The organism is Streptomyces colwelliae (assembly GCF_048158785.1).
GTDB lineage: Bacteria > Actinomycetota > Actinomycetes > Streptomycetales > Streptomycetaceae > Streptomyces.
Window position 1 is genome coordinate 1 of the sequence record NZ_JBLTJC010000251.1, and the last position, 15811, is coordinate 15811.

The window sequence follows — 15811 nt, forward strand, 5'->3', positions numbered from 1 at the left end:
GCGAGCGACGTATTCGACTCCATCCCGGGCGGTGTGCGCACAGCCATGCACGGCATCGCCGCCCAGGTCGTGCTCCAGCGGGACCTCACGGCCCAGCTCGACCGACATCGTGACGGTGTCGCCGGGTCGGGCGACCGCAGTCTCGCCGAGGTCGATGTCGCCGACCACGTCCGCGGTGCGGATGTAGAACTGCGGCCGGTAGCCGGTCGACACCGCGGTCGTACGGCCGCCCTCGCGGGCCGACAGGACGTACACCTGTGCCGAGAAGCGGCGGCTGGGGACGATGCTGCCGGGCGCCGCGACGATGTGCCCGCGACGGACCGCGTCGCGTGGGACACCGCGCAGCAGCAGCGCCACGTTGTCACCGGCCTGCGCCTCCGCCATGGGCTTGCCGAAGGTCTCCAGGCCGGTGACCACCGTGTCGACGGCGGCCCCGAGCACTTCGATCCGGTCGCCCACCCGGACCGTGCCGCGCTCGATCGCCCCGGTGACGACGGTCCCGCGCCCGGTGATCGTGAGCACGTTCTCGACCGGCAACAGGAACGGCGCGTCCAAATACCGCTCGGGCATGGGCACGTACGTGTCCACGGCGTCGAGCAGCGCGTCGATCGACGCCGTCCAACGGGGGTCCCCCTCAAGGGCCTTGAGACCGGACACCCGTACGACGGGTACGGAGTCGCCGCCGTAGCCGTTCGCGGTGAGCAGTTCGCGGACCTCCAGCTCGACCAGGTCGGTCAGCTCGTCGTCGCCAGCGTCGGCCTTGTTGAGCGCGACCACGATGTGGTCGACGCCCACCTGCCGGGCGAGCAGCACGTGTTCGGCGGTCTGCGGCATGATCCCGTCGAGCGCGGAGACGACGAGGATCGCCCCGTCGAGCTGCGCGGCCCCGGTGACCATGTTCTTGACGTAGTCGGCGTGGCCCGGCATGTCCACGTGCGCGTAGTGCCGGGTGTCCGTCTCGTACTCGACGTGCGCGATGTTGATGGTGATGCCCCGCGCGGCCTCCTCCGGCGCCCGGTCGATCCGGTCGAACGGTACGAAGGTGGACGCGCCGCGCTCGGCGAGGACCTTGGTGATGGCGGCGGTCAGGGTGGTCTTGCCGTGGTCGACGTGGCCCATCGTGCCGATGTTCAGATGCGGTTTCGTGCGGACGTATGCCGTCTTGGACATGGCTGTACCTCGAAGCCTCTCCAGTGGTGAAAAGCCCATTGGTGAAAAAGGGGGACCCCGAGGACTCGCCGACCCTCCCCCTGCGGGGTCCGCCGGACGATCCGGAGAGGGTCAGCTTCGGGCGCCGTCGACTGCGGCGAGGAGAACGGGATCGAGCACGGGAACGGCAGCCTTCGGGGCATCCGCGACCGCGGATGCTGCGAGGTGGAAGGCGTACCGGAACATGGCTCCGATCATTGCCGACGCTTTGCCCTGCGTCGAACGATTTATGAGGGCGATCGATGTACGAGGGCACGGGAGTTCAGGCCCCGATGTTCTTCAGTGTTGATTCTTCAGGGCTGATTCTTCAGTGCTGATTCTTCAGGGCCTCGCGCACCGACAACGGCGCGAACCGCTCCTTCTCCCTGGCCAGAAAGCCCCGTACCGCCTCCGGGTCCGTCTTCGCGTACTCGCGCAGGCACCAGCCGATCGCCTTGCGGATGAAGAAATCAGGGTGTCCGGACTGGCGCAGGCAGTACGCGAAGAGGCGTTCGGTGTCGGTGCGCTCCTTGTAGCGCAGTTGGTGGAGGAGGGCCGTACGGGCGACCCACATGTCCTCGTCGACGATCCACGCGTCCATGTCGGTGACCAGTTCCGGGTCGGCGGCGACCAGGCCTCCCACTACGTGGGAGGCGAGTGCGTCGACGGTGTCCCACCAGGGGACCGTCGAGACGAGATGGCGGGCGACCGGCAGGAAGCCGGACGTGCAGTGCCTCACATGGCGGCGCAGGTAGTCCACCGCGAAGTACTGGTACTCGCGCTCCGGCAGCTCCCAGCAGCGCAGGGCGATCGCGGTGCAGTCGGCCTCGTCGGGGCGGGGCGTACCCTCCAGGACCGTGCGGGACAACGCCCTGCGTACGGGTGTGGTGAGGCCCAGGAAGGGCGCGATGTCCTTCATGTACGCCCGCATGGGCACGGCCCGCTCCGGGTCGGCCGCGGCGGCGTAGGTGGCCGTGAGCCGCTCCAGCACGGTGTCCGCGAGAACGCTGCCCGGCACCCGCACGGTGCCCGCACCTGTGACGCTCATGAGACGAACCATACGGCGATCACATACACAGGTCGGTTAGTGTCGCCGACATGCTCGCCGATGCCGCCACCGACTCTGGGGGCACCGCCACGGCCACTCCCCAGGCCACTGCCCGGACCACTGCGCAGCTCACCGGCACGGGTCTCGCCGCAGTCGTGGCCGTCCCCACGGCCATGCCCGTCGCACCTCTGCTGCCCGCCGTGCCCTTGCTGCCCGTCACCCCGACCGGCTTCACCGCGCGCTGCACGAGAGCCCTGCTCTCTCCGTGGTCGCGGCTGTCGCTGCTCCTCGTGCTGCTCGCCGGGGCGGCGTCGACCGTACTGCTCTTCCACCCGCAGCGACTGCTCTCCGACGGCTGGCCGCCCCAACTCGGCGGCGCCATGGCCGCGTTGGTGTTCGCGGCCGCGTACGGCCTGTGCAGCGTGGCATTCGTACCGCGCCCCCTGCTGAACCTCGCCGCGGGCGCCCTGTTCGGCTCCCAGCTGGGCACCGGCGCGGCGCTGGCGGGCACGGTGCTCGGCGCCGGGATCTCCTTCGGCCTGGGCCGCGTGCTGGGCCAGGACGCCCTGCGCCCGCTGCTGCGGGGCCGGTGGCTGAAGGCCGCGGACGGTCAGCTCAGCCGGCACGGATTCCGTTCGATGCTGGCGGCACGGCTCTTCCCGGGACTGCCGTTCTGGGGCGTGAACTACTGCGCCGCCGTCTCCCGCATGCGCTGGACGCCGTTCCTGCTCGCGACGGCCCTCGGCTCGATCCCGAACACCGCCGCCTACGTCGTCGCCGGCGCCCGCGCCTCCAGCCCCACGTCACCGGCCTTCCTGATCGCGATGGCCTGCATCGCCCTGCCCGCCCTGGGTGGCGCGGTGGTGGCCTGGCGCAAGCGCCACCATCTGCGAGCCCAGTAAGAGGTCAGACCGCCTCGATGATCATCGCGTTGGCGAGGCCCCCCGCCTCGCACATCGTCTGGAGCCCGTACCGCGCCCCCCGGTCCCGCATCGCGTGCACCAGCGTGGTCGTCAGCCGCGTGCCGCTCGCCCCGAGCGGATGCCCGATCGCGATGGCCCCGCCGTGCACGTTGACCTTGGCGAGATCCGCGCCCGTCTCCTGCTGCCAGGCCAGCACGACGCTGGAGAACGCCTCGTTGACCTCGAACAGGTCGATGTCGTCGAGGGTGAGCGATGCCCTGCGCAGCACCTTCTCGGTGGCCGGAATGACGCCCGTGAGCATGAGCAGCGGGTCGGAACCGGTCACGGCGAAGCTGTGCAGCCGGGCGAGCGGGCGCAGCCCGAGCCGGGCCGCGGTCTCGCTGGACGTGATGAGGACGGCGGAGGCGCCGTCGTTGATCGGGCTGGAGTTGCCGGCGGTGATGTTCCACTCGATCTGCGGGAAGCGCTCGGCGTACGTCGCGTCGTAGAAGGCGGGCTTCAGGCCGGCGAGTATCTCGGTGGTGCTGCCGGGCCGTACGCACTCGTCGCGCGAGGCGCCCGCCAGGGGTGCCACCTGGGCGTCGAAGAGGCCCGCGTCCCAGGCGGTGGCCGCCTTGTCGTGCGAGGAGACCGCGAAGGCGTCCAACTGGTCGCGTGTCATCGACCACTTGGCGGCGATGAGTTCGGCGCTGATGCCCTGCGGGACGAGGCCCTCCGGGTAGCGTCCGGCCACACCGGGACCGAAGGGATCCGTGCCCGGCAGCACGCTCGACCCCATCGGCACGCGCCCCATGGACTCCACACCGCACGCCACGACCAGGTCGTACGCCCCGGAGATCACACCCTGCGCCGCGAAGTGCACGGCCTGCTGGGACGAGCCGCACTGACGGTCCACCGTGGTCGCGGGCACCGACTCCGGGAAGCCCGCCGACAGCACGGCCTGCCGGGTGATGTTGACGGCCTGCTCACCGACCTGGGTGACGGTGCCGCCGATGACGTCGTCGATGAGGGCTGGGTCGACCCCGGTGCGCTCGACGAGGGTGCGCAAGGTGTGTGCGAGAAGTTCGACGGGGTGGACCTGGGCGAGGGAGCCGTTCGGCTTGCCCTTGCCTACGGGCGTGCGTACGGCTTCGACGATCACTGCGTCACGCATGGTGCGGGCCTCCACAACAACGATCACAACTACCGGTGAGTAGGAAATCCAAACTCACCATAGCCCCGTAAGTTGGAAAAACAAACCCACCATCGAATCAGCCCTAGACTGGACGCCATGCCCGCCTCCAAAGACCCGCGCCCCTGCTCGATCGCCGACGCCCTGGCACTCGTCGGCGAGAAGTACTCCCTGCTCGTCTTGAGGGAGGTGTGCCTCGGCAACCGCCGCTTCGACCAGCTGGTCCGCAACATCGGCGCCCCGCGCGACGTTCTGGCCACCCGGCTGCGTCGCCTCGTCGACGCCGGGATCCTGACCCGGCGGGCGTACAGCGAGCATCCGCAGCGCTTCGAGTACCGGCCCACCGAGGCGGGGCTCGAACTGGAGCCGGTCCTGATGACCCTCATGGCGTGGGGCGACCGTCATCTTCGGAGGGATCAGCTCGACCGCCCCATGGTGATCGAGCACATCTGCGGCAACGAACTGGTCCCCGCGGTCACCTGCACCGCCTGCGGCAACCCGGTCCGCCACGAGGACCTGACGGCCCACCCGCAGTCACCGGGCTGGACCGTGACAGGCCCGACCGCAGCCTGATGCAACAGGCCGCCTGCTAAAAACAGGCCAGGGCCTACGCCCCCTTGTAGACGTCCAACCGCCCGCACATCCCGAACTTCCCGTACGCCGAAGGCTGTTCAGCCCGTACAACAGCACCGGCGAGGTGCGAGAAGTCACCCTGTTCCAGCCGGTCGAGCTGCTCCCCCGTGGCCGTGGCGGCGGCTCGCGCCCCCCGCTCCCAGCGCTCGCGCCACTCCGTGAGCCGGGGCCGTACCAGCGCGGCGGCGGCCCGGTGGAAGGCGGCCAGCGCTTCCGGTCCCTCGGCGTCTCGCAGCGCGCGGTAGCCCTCCAGGGCGAGGTCGCGCCGGGCCCTGGCGACCCGTTCCTGCTCCGCCTCGGGCGCGTCGGCCGGAATCACGGTGACGGAGGCGTACGTCTCGGGGTCGGTGAGGTACGGCGGGGGCAGCGTGAGCACCGCGTCGCCCGCCTCGGGCAGCCCGCTGTTCTGCATGAGGACGGTGATGCGCAGGTCGTCCTCGTTGACGAGCCGGTGGATCGTGCCCGGCGTGAACCAGGCGACCGTTCCGGCCGCGAGCGGCGTGACCTCGTACCCGGAGGTTGTGAGCGTCTGCACCGCACCACGCCCGCCGGTGACGACGTACCCCTCCGAACAGGTCAGGTGCATATGGGGAGTTCCGCCGCACACCCCGCCATCGACCTCGGCCGGCCAGTCGTAGACCGACAGATGCGAGACGGCGACCCCGCCCGGCAACCCGGAGAAGCCCCCAGCGGCCCCTGCGTCAACCACAGATGCACTCACCACGGGCGCGCCTCCAGGTACTTGGCGATCTCCTCCCGCTCCCACTCCCCGTCGGCGATGACGACCCGGTAGCGCCGGGTGAGTGTGTCGCCGGGGGCGAGCTCCAGCTCGTCGTAGAAGGCGAAGGAGGGGGCGATCCCCGCGAAGGGCTCGTTGCGGACGAACCAGTGGGCGGGGTGGGTGCCCTGGGCGCCGGACTGGTCGTTCTCGGGGGCGTGGGCGAAGACGATGGTCGCGTGGCCGTCGGTGCCGTCGTGTTCGCCGGAGACGGCGAGCCAGGGGCCCTGGGAGCCCATCAGCTCGGGACCCTCGCCGTCGGGGCCGATGATCCGGCCGTCGCGGAAGGCGCGCGGGCCGCGCCAGAAGAGGCCCGTGTAGCCGGCCGCCTCGCGCCCGTGAGTGGTCGGACTGCCGAACCGCAGGGGCTCGTCACGGCGGTTCGTCACGGCGCTCGTCCAGGTCAGCGCCCACGAACCCGACTCCGTATCCACATCATGCACCTCGATCCGGCGCTGCTCGTCGGCCCAGAGTTCACCGCTGTACGGGTGCCAGGTCAGCCGTTCGGCGATGACGAGCCGTTCCTCGCCCGAGTCGGTGTGGATGTCGATCTCGTCGAAGGCGACGTGGGCCATCGACCCGACCCGCTCCGGGAGTTGGAGATATCCCTCGCCGTGAACGTATGTGTTGCCGCCCCACAGGTTCGAGCCCGAGAGATGCGAAGCGGTGAACTGGAGGCCCTTGTGCCAGCGGTGGTCGTTGGGCCGGTAGTCCGTGACGACGTCACCGGCGAGTGTCCTGATCGGGTGGAGGTACGGCTTCGGCGCCTCCCAGGCGGCCTCGGGCCGGTACACGTAGCTGAACAGCTCGACGCCGGTGGCCGGTTCGGTCACCGTGATGCGGTCCCCGTGGGCATGGACGATACGCAGGCCGGTCACGCCGGCACCTCCTCGCGCGCCACGGGCGCCCAGCCAGGGGCGCCGCCGTGCAACGCCGTGTAATAGGGGTCTCCGGGGCCGATCTCGCCGGCCCGCACGGTCGTGTCCGTGAACGCCGACTTGTAGAGCGCGGTGATCAGTTCGAGGCTGGTGCGGCCGTCCGTGCCGCTGCTGCGCGGCCGTTCGCCGGCCCGCATGCTCACGACGAGTTCACGCAGCTGCTCCAGGTGCGAACTCGGCACGTCCGGCCCGAAGTCCCGCCAGGCCGCGGCCTCGTCGCCCGACACGTCCGGGGCGGGCGTGATGCGCCAGTTGTCGTTGCTGTGCCCGTACAGGTGGGTGAGTTCGACGGTCGCGCGCTCGCAGTCGATGCGGATACGGCTGACCTCGTCGGGGCTCAGCACGCTGTTCACGACGGTCGCCATCGCGCCGTTCTCGAAGCGGACCAGGGCGGTCGAGACGTCCTCGGTCTCCACGTCGTGGACCAGCCGCCCGGCCATGGCCTTCACCTCGGTCCACGGCCCGAGCAGGTCGAGCAGCAGGTCCATCTGGTGGATGCCGTGTCCCATCGCGGGCCCGCCACCCTCGGTCTCCCAGCGACCGCGCCAGGGCACCGCGTAGTAAGCGGTGTCGCGGTACCAGGTGGTCTGGCAGTGCGCCACGAGCGGCCGCCCCATCGCCTGCTCGGCGAGCAGCCGGCGCACATGCCGGGAACCCGACCCGAAACGGTGCTGAAAGACGATCGAGGCGTACGGCCCGCCGGCTGTGCCCTGTCCCGGGCCCTCTGCGCCTTCTTCTTTCTCCACGGCGTCGAAGTCGGCGAGCGTCGGCACCGGCGGCTTCTCGCACCAGACCCAGGCGCCGGCCCGCAGCGCGGCGATCGTCTGCGCGCGGTGCAGGGTGGGCGGGGTGCAGATGGTGACGAGGTCGGGCCGCTGTTCCCGGAGCATCTGCTCCAGATCGGTGTAGGCGTGCGGGATCCCTGCCTCGGCGCAGAAGGACTCGACCGACGTGGCATCGATGTCAACGGCCGCGACGACCTCGGTCTCCCCCTCCTCGGCGAGCCGCGCGAGCGCCGGGAAATGGGAACCGCGGCCGATGGCACCGGCGCCGACCACGGCGGCCCGGATGCGTCGGCCGGTGAGAGGGGTCAAGGGCTGGAGCGCCCCGGGGTTGGTGGCGGGTGTGGACATGGTCGTGATCAGCACTCCTCCGGGGAACAGCGAGCGCATGCAGCAAGCGCTTTCCTCCGCTGCAACGTATGCGCCGCCCCCGCAGCTGGTCAACACCGCGAACCCGGAGTCGTCGGACCACTCGTGAAACCTCTGTGTGCGGAGTCACGCAACCGCCCTGAAACCTCCGCGCCCGGAGTCCCGCGACCGCCGTGAAACCCCTGTGTCGGGCCTGTCACACCGGGACGCTACGCTGCCCCTCACACACACTCGTTCACCGCGCGCGGCGTTTTGGTGTGTCCTTTGCCCCTCCTCGATCAGCACTTGGACGCCGTAACTCCATGTCTTGGTTTGAATCCCTCATCCTCGGACTCGTCCAGGGGCTGACCGAGTTCCTCCCCGTCTCCTCCAGCGCGCATCTGCGGCTGACGGCGGCCTTCTCGGGCTGGGAGGATCCGGGCGCGGCCTTCACCGCGATCACACAGCTCGGCACGGAGGCGGCGGTGCTGATCTATTTCCGCCAGGATGTCGGGCGGATTCTCGCCGCGTGGTTCCGGTCGCTCACGAACAAGGAGATGCGGCACGACCACGACGCCCAGATGGGCTGGCTGGTGATCGTCGGCTCCATCCCGATCGGCGTGCTCGGCGTGACCCTCAAGGACCAGATCGAGGGCCCGTTCCGCGACCTGCGCATCACCGCCACCATGCTGATCGTGATGGGCGTCGTCATCGGCATCGCCGACCGCCTCGCGGCCCGCGACGAGAACGGCGGCCGACACCGGGCCCCCAAGCAGCGCAAGACGCTTGAGAACCTCAACGCCAAGGACGGTCTGCTGTACGGCCTCTGCCAGGCGATGGCCCTCGTCCCCGGCGTCTCCCGCTCGGGCGCGACCATCAGCGGCGGCCTGTTCATGGGCTACACCCGTGAGGCTGCGGCCCGTTACTCCTTCCTGCTCGCCATGCCGGCCGTACTGGCCTCGGGCGCCTTCGAGTTGAAGGACGCGGCAGAGGAAGGGCATGTCGCGTGGGGGCCGACGATGTTCGCGACGGTGATCGCGTTCGTGGTCGGATACGCCGTGATCGCCTGGTTCATGAAGTTCATCTCGCACAAGTCCTTCATGCCGTTCGTCTACTACCGCGTCGCGCTCGGCATCGTCATCATCGCGCTGGTCACGGCGGGCGAGTTGAGCCCGCACGCGGCGGAGTCGGCGGGCTGAGTCAACTCCCGGGCAGGGCAAGCGCCCACGCCTCCGGCTCGATCCCGACACCGTTGGCGACGTACGCGATGGTGCGGTACCACCCGGCCAGCACAAGGAGTTCGAGGGCCTCGGGTTCGCCGAGCCGCTCCCGCAGACCGGACCACGCGGCGTCGCTCAGCCGGGCGTCGGCGTGGAGTTCGTCGACGGCTCGGAGCAGCGCGGACTGGCGGGGCGACCAGGCCGGGTCGTCCGGGGTGCCGGTCGCGGTCAAGGTGATCTGGTCCGGGGTGAGTTGGGCGACTTCGGCGTACGTCGCCATGTGGACTCCCCACTCGTAGGCGCAGCCGGAGCGGGCGCAGACACGGGCGATCACGAGTTCACGGTCGGCGGCACTCAGACGACCGTGGACGAGGAGCCCGGCGCCCAACGCCCGCATCCGGGAGGCGAGTTCCGGATGGCGTTCGAGGACCTTGAAGAGCATCAGGGGTTCGCGGGTCACGCCGGGCGGCATCCAGCGGTGCAGGGCGCGGTCCGTCTCGGGGGCGTAGGGCGGGGTGACGCCTTCGATGCGCTGTCTCATGTCCATCGACTCTTGTTTCATGTCCACCGACTCTTGCGCTTCTGAAATCGAAGCGCAAGGGTGAGGCACGGTCACAAGAAGTCGGCAGAGGAGGCCAGTTGGAATCCGCGCCCACGGGATCCACGCCCGCCGGATCCACGCCCGCTCCCGGTCGCCCCGTGCGCGGATCGGCCACCGGCCGCCCCGTCATGGCCGCGCTCGATCTCCTCGGCCGACGCTGGACACTCCGCGTGATCTGGGAACTCCACCGGCACGGCACCCCGATCGGCTTCCGCGACCTGCGACGCCGTTGCGACAGCATGTCCTCCAGCGTCCTGTCCACCCGGCTGACGGAACTGCGCGAGGCGGACATCGCCGGGCAGACACCCGACGGGGCCTGGCAGTTGACCGCACTCGGCACGGACCTGGTGACAGCGATGGCTCCGCTGTCGGAGTGGTCGCGGGTGTGGGCCGAGCGGCGGAGGTGACCCAACTCATGGCGCTGACACAGCAGTTCGCCCGCGTGACGAACGAGTACCTCGACACCTGCCGTACTTCAGCCCTCGACTCGTCCGGCGGGTCCCCGGGCTGGGACCCGCCGGACGGCGACCTGCTCGACACGGGCTGGGCACTGTGGGGCCTCATCCGCTACTGCCGCTCGACCGGCGCCGACCCGCAGTTGACCGCCCTGCTCGACCGCGCCGTGTCGGGCGATCCCGGCGGAGATGTGGGATTCCTGGACCACGACGAGGTGTACGACGGTTTCGGCGATCCGCCCCGGCTGCTCGCCCCCACCGCGGTCGCCGACATCGCCGCCGCACTGGACCGCGTCCGACTCGGCGACCTGCTCGCGGACTTGCCCGCGTCCACCGAAGTCGCCGCCGCCGTCTGTGGATTCGGTGCCGGATTCGACGGTGACGTACGGGAACATCTGACCGAACACTTCGTCGCCGTGCGGGAGTTCTACCGCGCCGCCGCACGTCACACCCAGTGTGTCGTCACGTGGGTCGACTGAGCGTCCGGGCCGCACCGGGCGCCCGTTTCACCGTGCCCGTGACCAACCCCATACGGTCTGAGTAGCCGTCTGGTAGCGCAGTGTCAGTCCTTGCCCCTAGGCTGTTCGCATGTCCCCCGATTTCGTGGCCCCTGGTTCCGTGCGGTCTGCTTCCGAGGTGAACGAGCAGATCCGGGCACTCTGGCTGCGTGCGGGCGGCTCGCTCTCCACCCAGGAGCGGGAGGAATACGAGCTGTTGGTGGTCGAGTGGGCCAAGGCGATACGTGAAGAGGTCATCGCGGCGGCCTGAATCCTCCTGATCGTCAACCCAGCCGGTTCAACCCGGCCGGTTCAACCCAACCGGTTCAACTCGCCCTGTCCCGCCGCCCACCGGCTCATCGCCCGCCCGACACCCGCACCACAGTCCCCGTCGCGTACGACGCGTCCGGCGACATCAACCAGGCGATCGCGGCGGCGACTTCCTCGGGCTGACCGGCACGGCGCAGCGGGATCGACGCCGCCAACCGGTCAGGGCGGTCCGGGTCCCCCATCCTCGCGTGGATCTCCGTGTCGATGACGCCGGGCGCGACCGCGTTGACGCGGATGCCGTCGGGGCCGAGTTCCTTGGCCAGGCCGAGCGTGAGGGCGTCGACGGCGGCCTTCGTCGCGGCGTAGTGGACGTATTCGCCGGGGCTGCCAAGGGTCGCGGCGGCGGACGAGACGTTCACGATCACGCCGTTTCCCCGTGCCGTCATCACGCGCGCGGCGCGGCGTGAACACAGCAGTGTGCCCAGGAGGTTGACCTCGACGACCCGGCGCAGGTCGGCGGGGTCGGTGTCGGCGAGGCGGCCGAACGGGCCGGTCACCCCGGCGTTGTTCACCAGCCCGGTGACCGGCCCGAGTTGCCGCTCGGCCACCGCGAAGAGCCGCTCCACGTCCGCCTCGACGGCCGTGTCCCCGCGCACGCACACCGAACGGGCGCCGGCCCGCCGTACCGCGTCCGCGACCTCCTCCGCCGCCTTCGCGTCCCGGAGATGGCCCACCACCACGTCGTGCCCGTCCTCCGCGAGCCGCCGGCAGGTCGCCGCGCCGATCCCCCGGCTGCCCCCGGTGACGACCGTGACAAGACGTTTCATGAGTACTCCTCACAACGAAATCCGATGAAGATCGGCGAAGAATCGTCGAACACCACCGAATGTTCCCCGCCTTGTATCCGCGTCCCTCTTGGCGCGACACCCTCCGTAGCCAACACTGAGCCGATGACGCAGCGTGTGGAACTGGCGATTGTGATGGACCGGCTGGCCGTGGACGAAGTGATCACCGAATACGCGGTGGCGGTGGACGACGGCGACTGGGAGGCGTACCGGAAACTGTTCGCCCCGGACGGGCGTGCCGACTACCGGTCCGCCGGAGGGATCGAGGGGAACGCGGAACAAGTCGCCGGGTGGCTCGATGAGAGCCTGCAACTGTTCTCGATGCGGCAGCATCTGATCGTCAACCGGCGGATCCGCTTCGGAGCCCTGGACCAGCACACCGACGACACGGCCCGTGTTCAGGCCGACTACGTCAACCCGATGCGCTTCGCCAAGGAGGAGCAGGGCGACGAGGGCGACGGCTCCACCGCTCCCGACTTCGTGTGCGGCGGGCGGTACGCGTTCGGCCTGCTGCGGACGTACGACGGCTGGCGGCTGACCGAGGTCGTCGTGGAGGAGAAGTGGCGGCGCCTTCCCGAGCGGCGCCCGCAGGCCGTGGTCAACTGAGACGGCCGGACTGACCGGACCGGCTGGAGTGGCCGGACCGTGACGGCCGGGTCGACGTCCTCTGTGCGAGATCGTCCAGGGCACGCACACTGGAGCGACCAGCGGGTAGGGATGTGCCGTATGAAAACGTTCGGCGACTGGCTCGCCTCTCCGTGGCGGCGTTCCCTGCTCGCCGTGCTCGCGGGCGCCCTGCCCGTGTTCGCGTTCCCCGCGCCGTCCCTGTGGTGGTTCGCCTACGTCGCGCTCGTCCCCTGGATCCTGCTGACGCGCTCGGCGCCGACCGGGCGGCGGGCGGTCCACGACGGCTGGTGCGGGGGCCTCGGGTTCATGCTCGCCGTGCACAGCTGGCTGGTGCCGAGCCTGAGCGTGTTCATCGTGGTCATCGCGGGGCTGCTCGGCGCGCTGTGGGCGCCGTGGGGCTGGCTGGTGCGCCGCTTCCTCGGTGGCGTCCCGTCGCCCCGGCGGGGTGCCGCCGCGCTCCTGGTCCTGCCCTCGGGCTGGCTGATGGTCGAACTCGTGAGGTCCTGGCAGGGGTTGGGCGGCCCCTGGGGGCTGCTCGGCTCCACCCAGTGGCAGGTGGAACCGGCGTTGCGGCTCGCGTCCGTCGGCGGGGTGTGGCTGCTGAGCTTCCTGGTCGTGGCCGTCAATGTCGCGGTGGCCGTCCTGGTCGCCGTGCGCGCGGTCCGGGTGCCCGCCGTCGCCGGGCTTCTCGTCACCGCCGCCGTCACCTCGGCCGCCTGGGTGTGGTCGCCGCGCCCCGACGTCGACGGCCACGTCCGGATCGCCGTCGTACAGCCCGGGATCATCGACGGCGACGAGAGCGGGGCCCGGCGCTTCGACCGCGAGGAGCAGCTGACCCGCCAACTCACCGGTCAGGACGTCGACTTGATCGCCTGGGGCGAGAGCAGCGTCAGCTTCGACCTCACCAAGCGGCCCGATCTCGCGCGCCGTATCGCCGCCCTCTCCAAGGAGACCGGCGCCGACATCCTGGTCGACGTGGACGCCGAACGCTCGGACAAGCCCGGCATCTACAAGAGCTCGATCCTGGTCGGCCCCAGTGGCCTCACCGGCGACCGCTACGACAAGATGCGGCTCGTCCCCTTCGGCGAGTACATCCCGTTCCGCTCCCTGCTCGGCTGGGCCACCTCCGTCGGCAAGGCGGCGGGCGTCGACCGCAGACACGGCACCGAGCAGGTCGTGATGAACGTAGGGCACGGGCTGCGCGTCGGCCCGCTGATCTGCTTCGAGACCGCGTTCCCGGACATGAGCCGCCACCTCGCCCAGGACGGCGCGGACGTCCTCCTCGCCCAGTCGTCGACCTCGTCGTTCCAGAACAGCTGGGCCCCCGAACAGCACGCCACCCTCGCCGCCCTGCGCGCCGCCGAGACGGGCCGCCCGATGGTCCACGCCACCCTGACCGGCGTCTCCGCCGTCTACGGCCCCAGCGGACAACGCATCGGATCCTGGCTGGGCACGGACAAGAGCACCACCCAGGTCTACGACGTCCCGCTCGCGCACGGCATCACCCCGTACGTCCGCTACGGCGCCTGGCCGGTGGGCCTGGCGCTGCTGGTGCTCGCGGCGATGTGCGTCGGGGAGGGAGCGATGGCGTTCAGGCTGCGGCGGACCGGTCCGCGACCGCTCGTACCACCCGCTCGCACAGTTCGTGAGTCGCCAGCGCGTCCCGGGCGCTGAGCACCTTGCCGGCGCGTACGGCGTCGAGGAACGTGAGGACGGCCTGCTCGATGCCGCGCTGCCGGGCCACCGGCACCCAGTCACCGCGCCGCCGTACGGTCGGCTGGCCCTTGTGGTCGACGACCTCGGCGAGGTTGAGGACCTGACGCTTGGTGTCCTGCCCGGAGACCTCCAGGATCTCCTCCACCGAGCCGCTGAGCCGGTTCATCACGCCGAGTGCGGTGAAGCCGTCGCCGGAGAGCTGGAGCACGAGGTGGTGCAGCAGTCCGTCCTGGACGCGGGCGCGCACGGTCACGTCCTCGATCTCCCCCGGCACCAGGAACCGCAGGGTGTCCACGATGTGGATGAAGTCGTCCAGGATCATGGCGCGCGGCTCCTCGGGGAGCCCGATCCGGTTCTTCTGCATGAGGATCAGCTCGCGCGGGTGGTCGGCGCACTGCGCGTACCCGGGGGCGTGGCGGCGGTTGAAGCCGACCGCGAGCGACACGTTCCGCTCCTCCGCGAGCCGTACCAGCCGCTCGGAGTCGGCGAGTTCGTAGGCGAGCGGCTTGTCGACGTACGTCGCTACGCCCGCCTCCAGCAGCCGGGTGACGATCTCGGGGTGCACGGTCGTGGGCGCGTGCACGAACGCGGCGTCGAGGCCCTGCGTGAGGAGCGCGTCGAGGTCCGTGTGGCGCCGGTCCGCCGGGAGGTGCAGGCCGTCGGCGACCCGGGCGAGCGTGGCGGGGGTGCGGGTCTGCAGATGCAGATCGACCCCGGGGAGCCCGCCGAGAACCGGCAGGTAGGCCTTCTGCGCGATGTCACCGAGCCCGATGCAGCCGACCTTCACGGAGTCTCCCAACGGTCGCCCAGCGGTACCTCGTGTACCTCCTCGGAAGCATACGGCGGGGGAATATCCCCTGGTGCGGGCGGTCGGAGCACGCGAGGATGCGGGCATGACCATCGAGCGCAGTGAACCCGCGACCACCGCCGACGAACGCACCATGCTGGACGGCTGGCTCAAGTACCACCGGGACACCCTGGCCTGGAAGTGCGAGGGTCTGACCGACGAACAGTTGAGGACCGCTGCGGTGGAGCCGTCCAACCTGACGCTCATGGGCCTGGTGCGGCACATGGCGGAGGTGGAGCGGAGCTGGTACCGCCGGGTCATGTCGGACGAGCAGCTGACCCCGATCTACTGCACCGACGAGGACCCGGACGGCGATTTCCATCTCACCGAGACGGACACCTGGGCGGAGGCCCACGCCACCTGGCAGGCCGAGATCGCGGCGGCGGACGAGCACGCGGCCCGGTTCGCCCTGGACGACATCTCCGTGGGCAAGCACCGGCGCACCGGCGAGCGCTTCAACCTGCGCTGGATCCACACGCACATGATCGAGGAGTACGCCCGGCACAACGGCCACGCCGACCTGCTCCGCGAGCGGATCGACGGGAACACCGGCGACTGACGTCACGTCACCCGGAGCGGGCGCGCGCCGTCCGTAAGGGGGCGGAGATCACCCGTGTGGGGCATCATCCGCCCGTCCGCTGTCCCGAACGGGGCCGGAACCAGCAGAGTTGCGCGGGTGCATCGAACGACGACCACCACCGCAACGCTCCTGGTCACCGTGGCTGTCTCGGCCCTCTCCGGCTGTGTGACGGTCCAGCGGCCGGTGGCCCCCGCTCCCCCGGCCGTACCGTCCCAAGCGTCGGTGCCGCGCCCGGACGGCAGCGCGGAGCCGCAGGTCGTACAGGCCGCGCAGGCGCCGGGGTGATGTCCGCCGGGCCGGTGCCCGTGTTCGCGTCGCTGGCGCTGTAGTGGTTCAGGCCCGTG

At 70.4% G+C, this 15811-nt stretch carries 19 protein-coding genes; 10 read left to right on the forward strand and 9 right to left on the reverse strand.

Annotation, left to right across the window (positions count from 1 at the left end; genetic code table 11):
* Positions 1-1170, reverse strand: a 1170-nt coding sequence (gene tuf / locus ACNFOC_RS36965) for an elongation factor Tu (RefSeq protein WP_416963400.1), incomplete at its 3' end; no start/stop codon positions are given.
* A 346-nt stretch (positions 1171-1516) separates the two neighbouring features.
* On the reverse strand, positions 1517-2236 hold the full coding sequence (locus tag ACNFOC_RS36970) for a DNA alkylation repair protein (RefSeq protein WP_416963401.1): 720 nt from the start codon (positions 2234-2236) through the stop codon (positions 1517-1519).
* Positions 2237-2286: 50 nt separating this feature from the next.
* Between ACNFOC_RS36970 and ACNFOC_RS36975 the strand changes: the two genes are divergently transcribed.
* Complete coding sequence (locus tag ACNFOC_RS36975; RefSeq protein ID WP_416963402.1) at positions 2287-3138, forward strand: TVP38/TMEM64 family protein; 852 nt, start codon at positions 2287-2289, stop codon at positions 3136-3138.
* A gap of 4 nt (positions 3139-3142) precedes the next feature.
* Here the strand turns inward: ACNFOC_RS36975 and ACNFOC_RS36980 are convergent, their stop codons facing one another.
* On the reverse strand, positions 3143-4312 hold the full coding sequence (locus ACNFOC_RS36980; protein WP_416963403.1) for a thiolase family protein: 1170 nt from the start codon (positions 4310-4312) through the stop codon (positions 3143-3145).
* A gap of 117 nt (positions 4313-4429) precedes the next feature.
* Here ACNFOC_RS36980 and ACNFOC_RS36985 point away from each other — a divergent pair, with 117 nt between their 5' ends.
* Positions 4430-4903, forward strand: coding sequence for a winged helix-turn-helix transcriptional regulator (locus ACNFOC_RS36985; RefSeq protein ID WP_416963404.1), 474 nt, complete (start codon positions 4430-4432; stop codon positions 4901-4903).
* Positions 4904-4937: 34 nt separating this feature from the next.
* On the opposite strand, the gene ACNFOC_RS36990 is transcribed toward ACNFOC_RS36985, so the two are convergent.
* The 3 genes from ACNFOC_RS36990 to ACNFOC_RS37000 form a co-directional block, all read right to left on the reverse strand.
* Positions 4938-5549 carry a cupin domain-containing protein gene (locus ACNFOC_RS36990; protein WP_416963415.1) on the reverse strand — a complete coding sequence of 204 codons (612 nt, stop codon included), beginning with the start codon at positions 5547-5549 and terminating at the stop codon, positions 4938-4940.
* A gap of 131 nt (positions 5550-5680) precedes the next feature.
* Positions 5681-6619 (reverse strand): DUF6807 domain-containing protein, encoded by a 939-nt coding sequence (locus ACNFOC_RS36995; RefSeq protein ID WP_416963405.1) that lies wholly within the window; start codon positions 6617-6619, stop codon positions 5681-5683.
* Positions 6616-7812 carry a Gfo/Idh/MocA family protein gene (locus ACNFOC_RS37000; RefSeq protein WP_416963406.1) on the reverse strand — a complete coding sequence of 399 codons (1197 nt, stop codon included), beginning with the start codon at positions 7810-7812 and terminating at the stop codon, positions 6616-6618. The genes ACNFOC_RS36995 and ACNFOC_RS37000 overlap by 4 nt, the downstream gene beginning before the upstream one ends.
* 320 nt (positions 7813-8132) lie before the next feature.
* Between ACNFOC_RS37000 and ACNFOC_RS37005 the strand changes: the two genes are divergently transcribed.
* Complete coding sequence (locus ACNFOC_RS37005) at positions 8133-9008, forward strand: undecaprenyl-diphosphate phosphatase (RefSeq protein WP_416963407.1); 876 nt, start codon at positions 8133-8135, stop codon at positions 9006-9008.
* A gap of 1 nt (position 9009) precedes the next feature.
* On the opposite strand, the gene ACNFOC_RS37010 is transcribed toward ACNFOC_RS37005, so the two are convergent.
* Complete coding sequence (locus ACNFOC_RS37010; RefSeq protein WP_416963408.1) at positions 9010-9570, reverse strand: carboxymuconolactone decarboxylase family protein; 561 nt, start codon at positions 9568-9570, stop codon at positions 9010-9012.
* Positions 9571-9758: 188 nt separating this feature from the next.
* On the opposite strand from ACNFOC_RS37010, the gene ACNFOC_RS37015 reads away from it, so the two are divergent.
* The 3 genes from ACNFOC_RS37015 (at position 9759) to ACNFOC_RS37025 (ending at position 10853) form a co-directional block, all read left to right on the forward strand.
* A complete protein-coding gene (locus tag ACNFOC_RS37015) occupies positions 9759-10037 on the forward strand; it encodes a winged helix-turn-helix transcriptional regulator (RefSeq protein WP_416963416.1) in 279 nt (92 codons plus the stop codon).
* 8 nt (positions 10038-10045) lie between these two features.
* On the forward strand, positions 10046-10564 hold the full coding sequence (locus tag ACNFOC_RS37020; protein WP_416963409.1) for a DUF1877 family protein: 519 nt from the start codon (positions 10046-10048) through the stop codon (positions 10562-10564).
* Between the two features lie 109 nt (positions 10565-10673).
* Positions 10674-10853 carry a hypothetical protein gene (locus ACNFOC_RS37025; RefSeq protein WP_406129176.1) on the forward strand — a complete coding sequence of 60 codons (180 nt, stop codon included), beginning with the start codon at positions 10674-10676 and terminating at the stop codon, positions 10851-10853.
* 85 nt (positions 10854-10938) lie between these two features.
* Here ACNFOC_RS37025 and ACNFOC_RS37030 read toward each other — a convergent pair whose 3' ends face one another.
* On the reverse strand, positions 10939-11679 hold the full coding sequence (locus ACNFOC_RS37030; protein ID WP_416963410.1) for an SDR family NAD(P)-dependent oxidoreductase: 741 nt from the start codon (positions 11677-11679) through the stop codon (positions 10939-10941).
* 123 nt (positions 11680-11802) lie between these two features.
* Here ACNFOC_RS37030 and ACNFOC_RS37035 point away from each other — a divergent pair, with 123 nt between their 5' ends.
* Positions 11803-12303 carry a nuclear transport factor 2 family protein gene (locus tag ACNFOC_RS37035; protein WP_416963411.1) on the forward strand — a complete coding sequence of 167 codons (501 nt, stop codon included), beginning with the start codon at positions 11803-11805 and terminating at the stop codon, positions 12301-12303.
* A 120-nt stretch (positions 12304-12423) separates the two neighbouring features.
* Complete coding sequence (gene lnt, locus ACNFOC_RS37040) at positions 12424-13998, forward strand: apolipoprotein N-acyltransferase (protein ID WP_416963412.1); 1575 nt, start codon at positions 12424-12426, stop codon at positions 13996-13998.
* Here the strand turns inward: lnt and ACNFOC_RS37045 are convergent.
* Positions 13916-14827, reverse strand: a complete 912-nt coding sequence (locus tag ACNFOC_RS37045) for a Gfo/Idh/MocA family protein (RefSeq protein ID WP_416963413.1) — start codon at positions 14825-14827, stop codon at positions 13916-13918. The two genes, lnt and ACNFOC_RS37045, sit on opposite strands and share 83 nt — an antisense overlap.
* A 106-nt stretch (positions 14828-14933) precedes the next feature.
* Here ACNFOC_RS37045 and ACNFOC_RS37050 point away from each other — a divergent pair, with 106 nt between their 5' ends.
* Positions 14934-15446, forward strand: a complete 513-nt coding sequence (locus ACNFOC_RS37050) for a DinB family protein (RefSeq protein ID WP_416963414.1) — start codon at positions 14934-14936, stop codon at positions 15444-15446.
* Between the two features lie 117 nt (positions 15447-15563).
* A complete protein-coding gene (locus tag ACNFOC_RS37055; RefSeq protein WP_416963417.1) occupies positions 15564-15752 on the forward strand; it encodes a hypothetical protein in 189 nt (62 codons plus the stop codon).
* Positions 15753-15811: the final 59 nt, after the last annotated feature.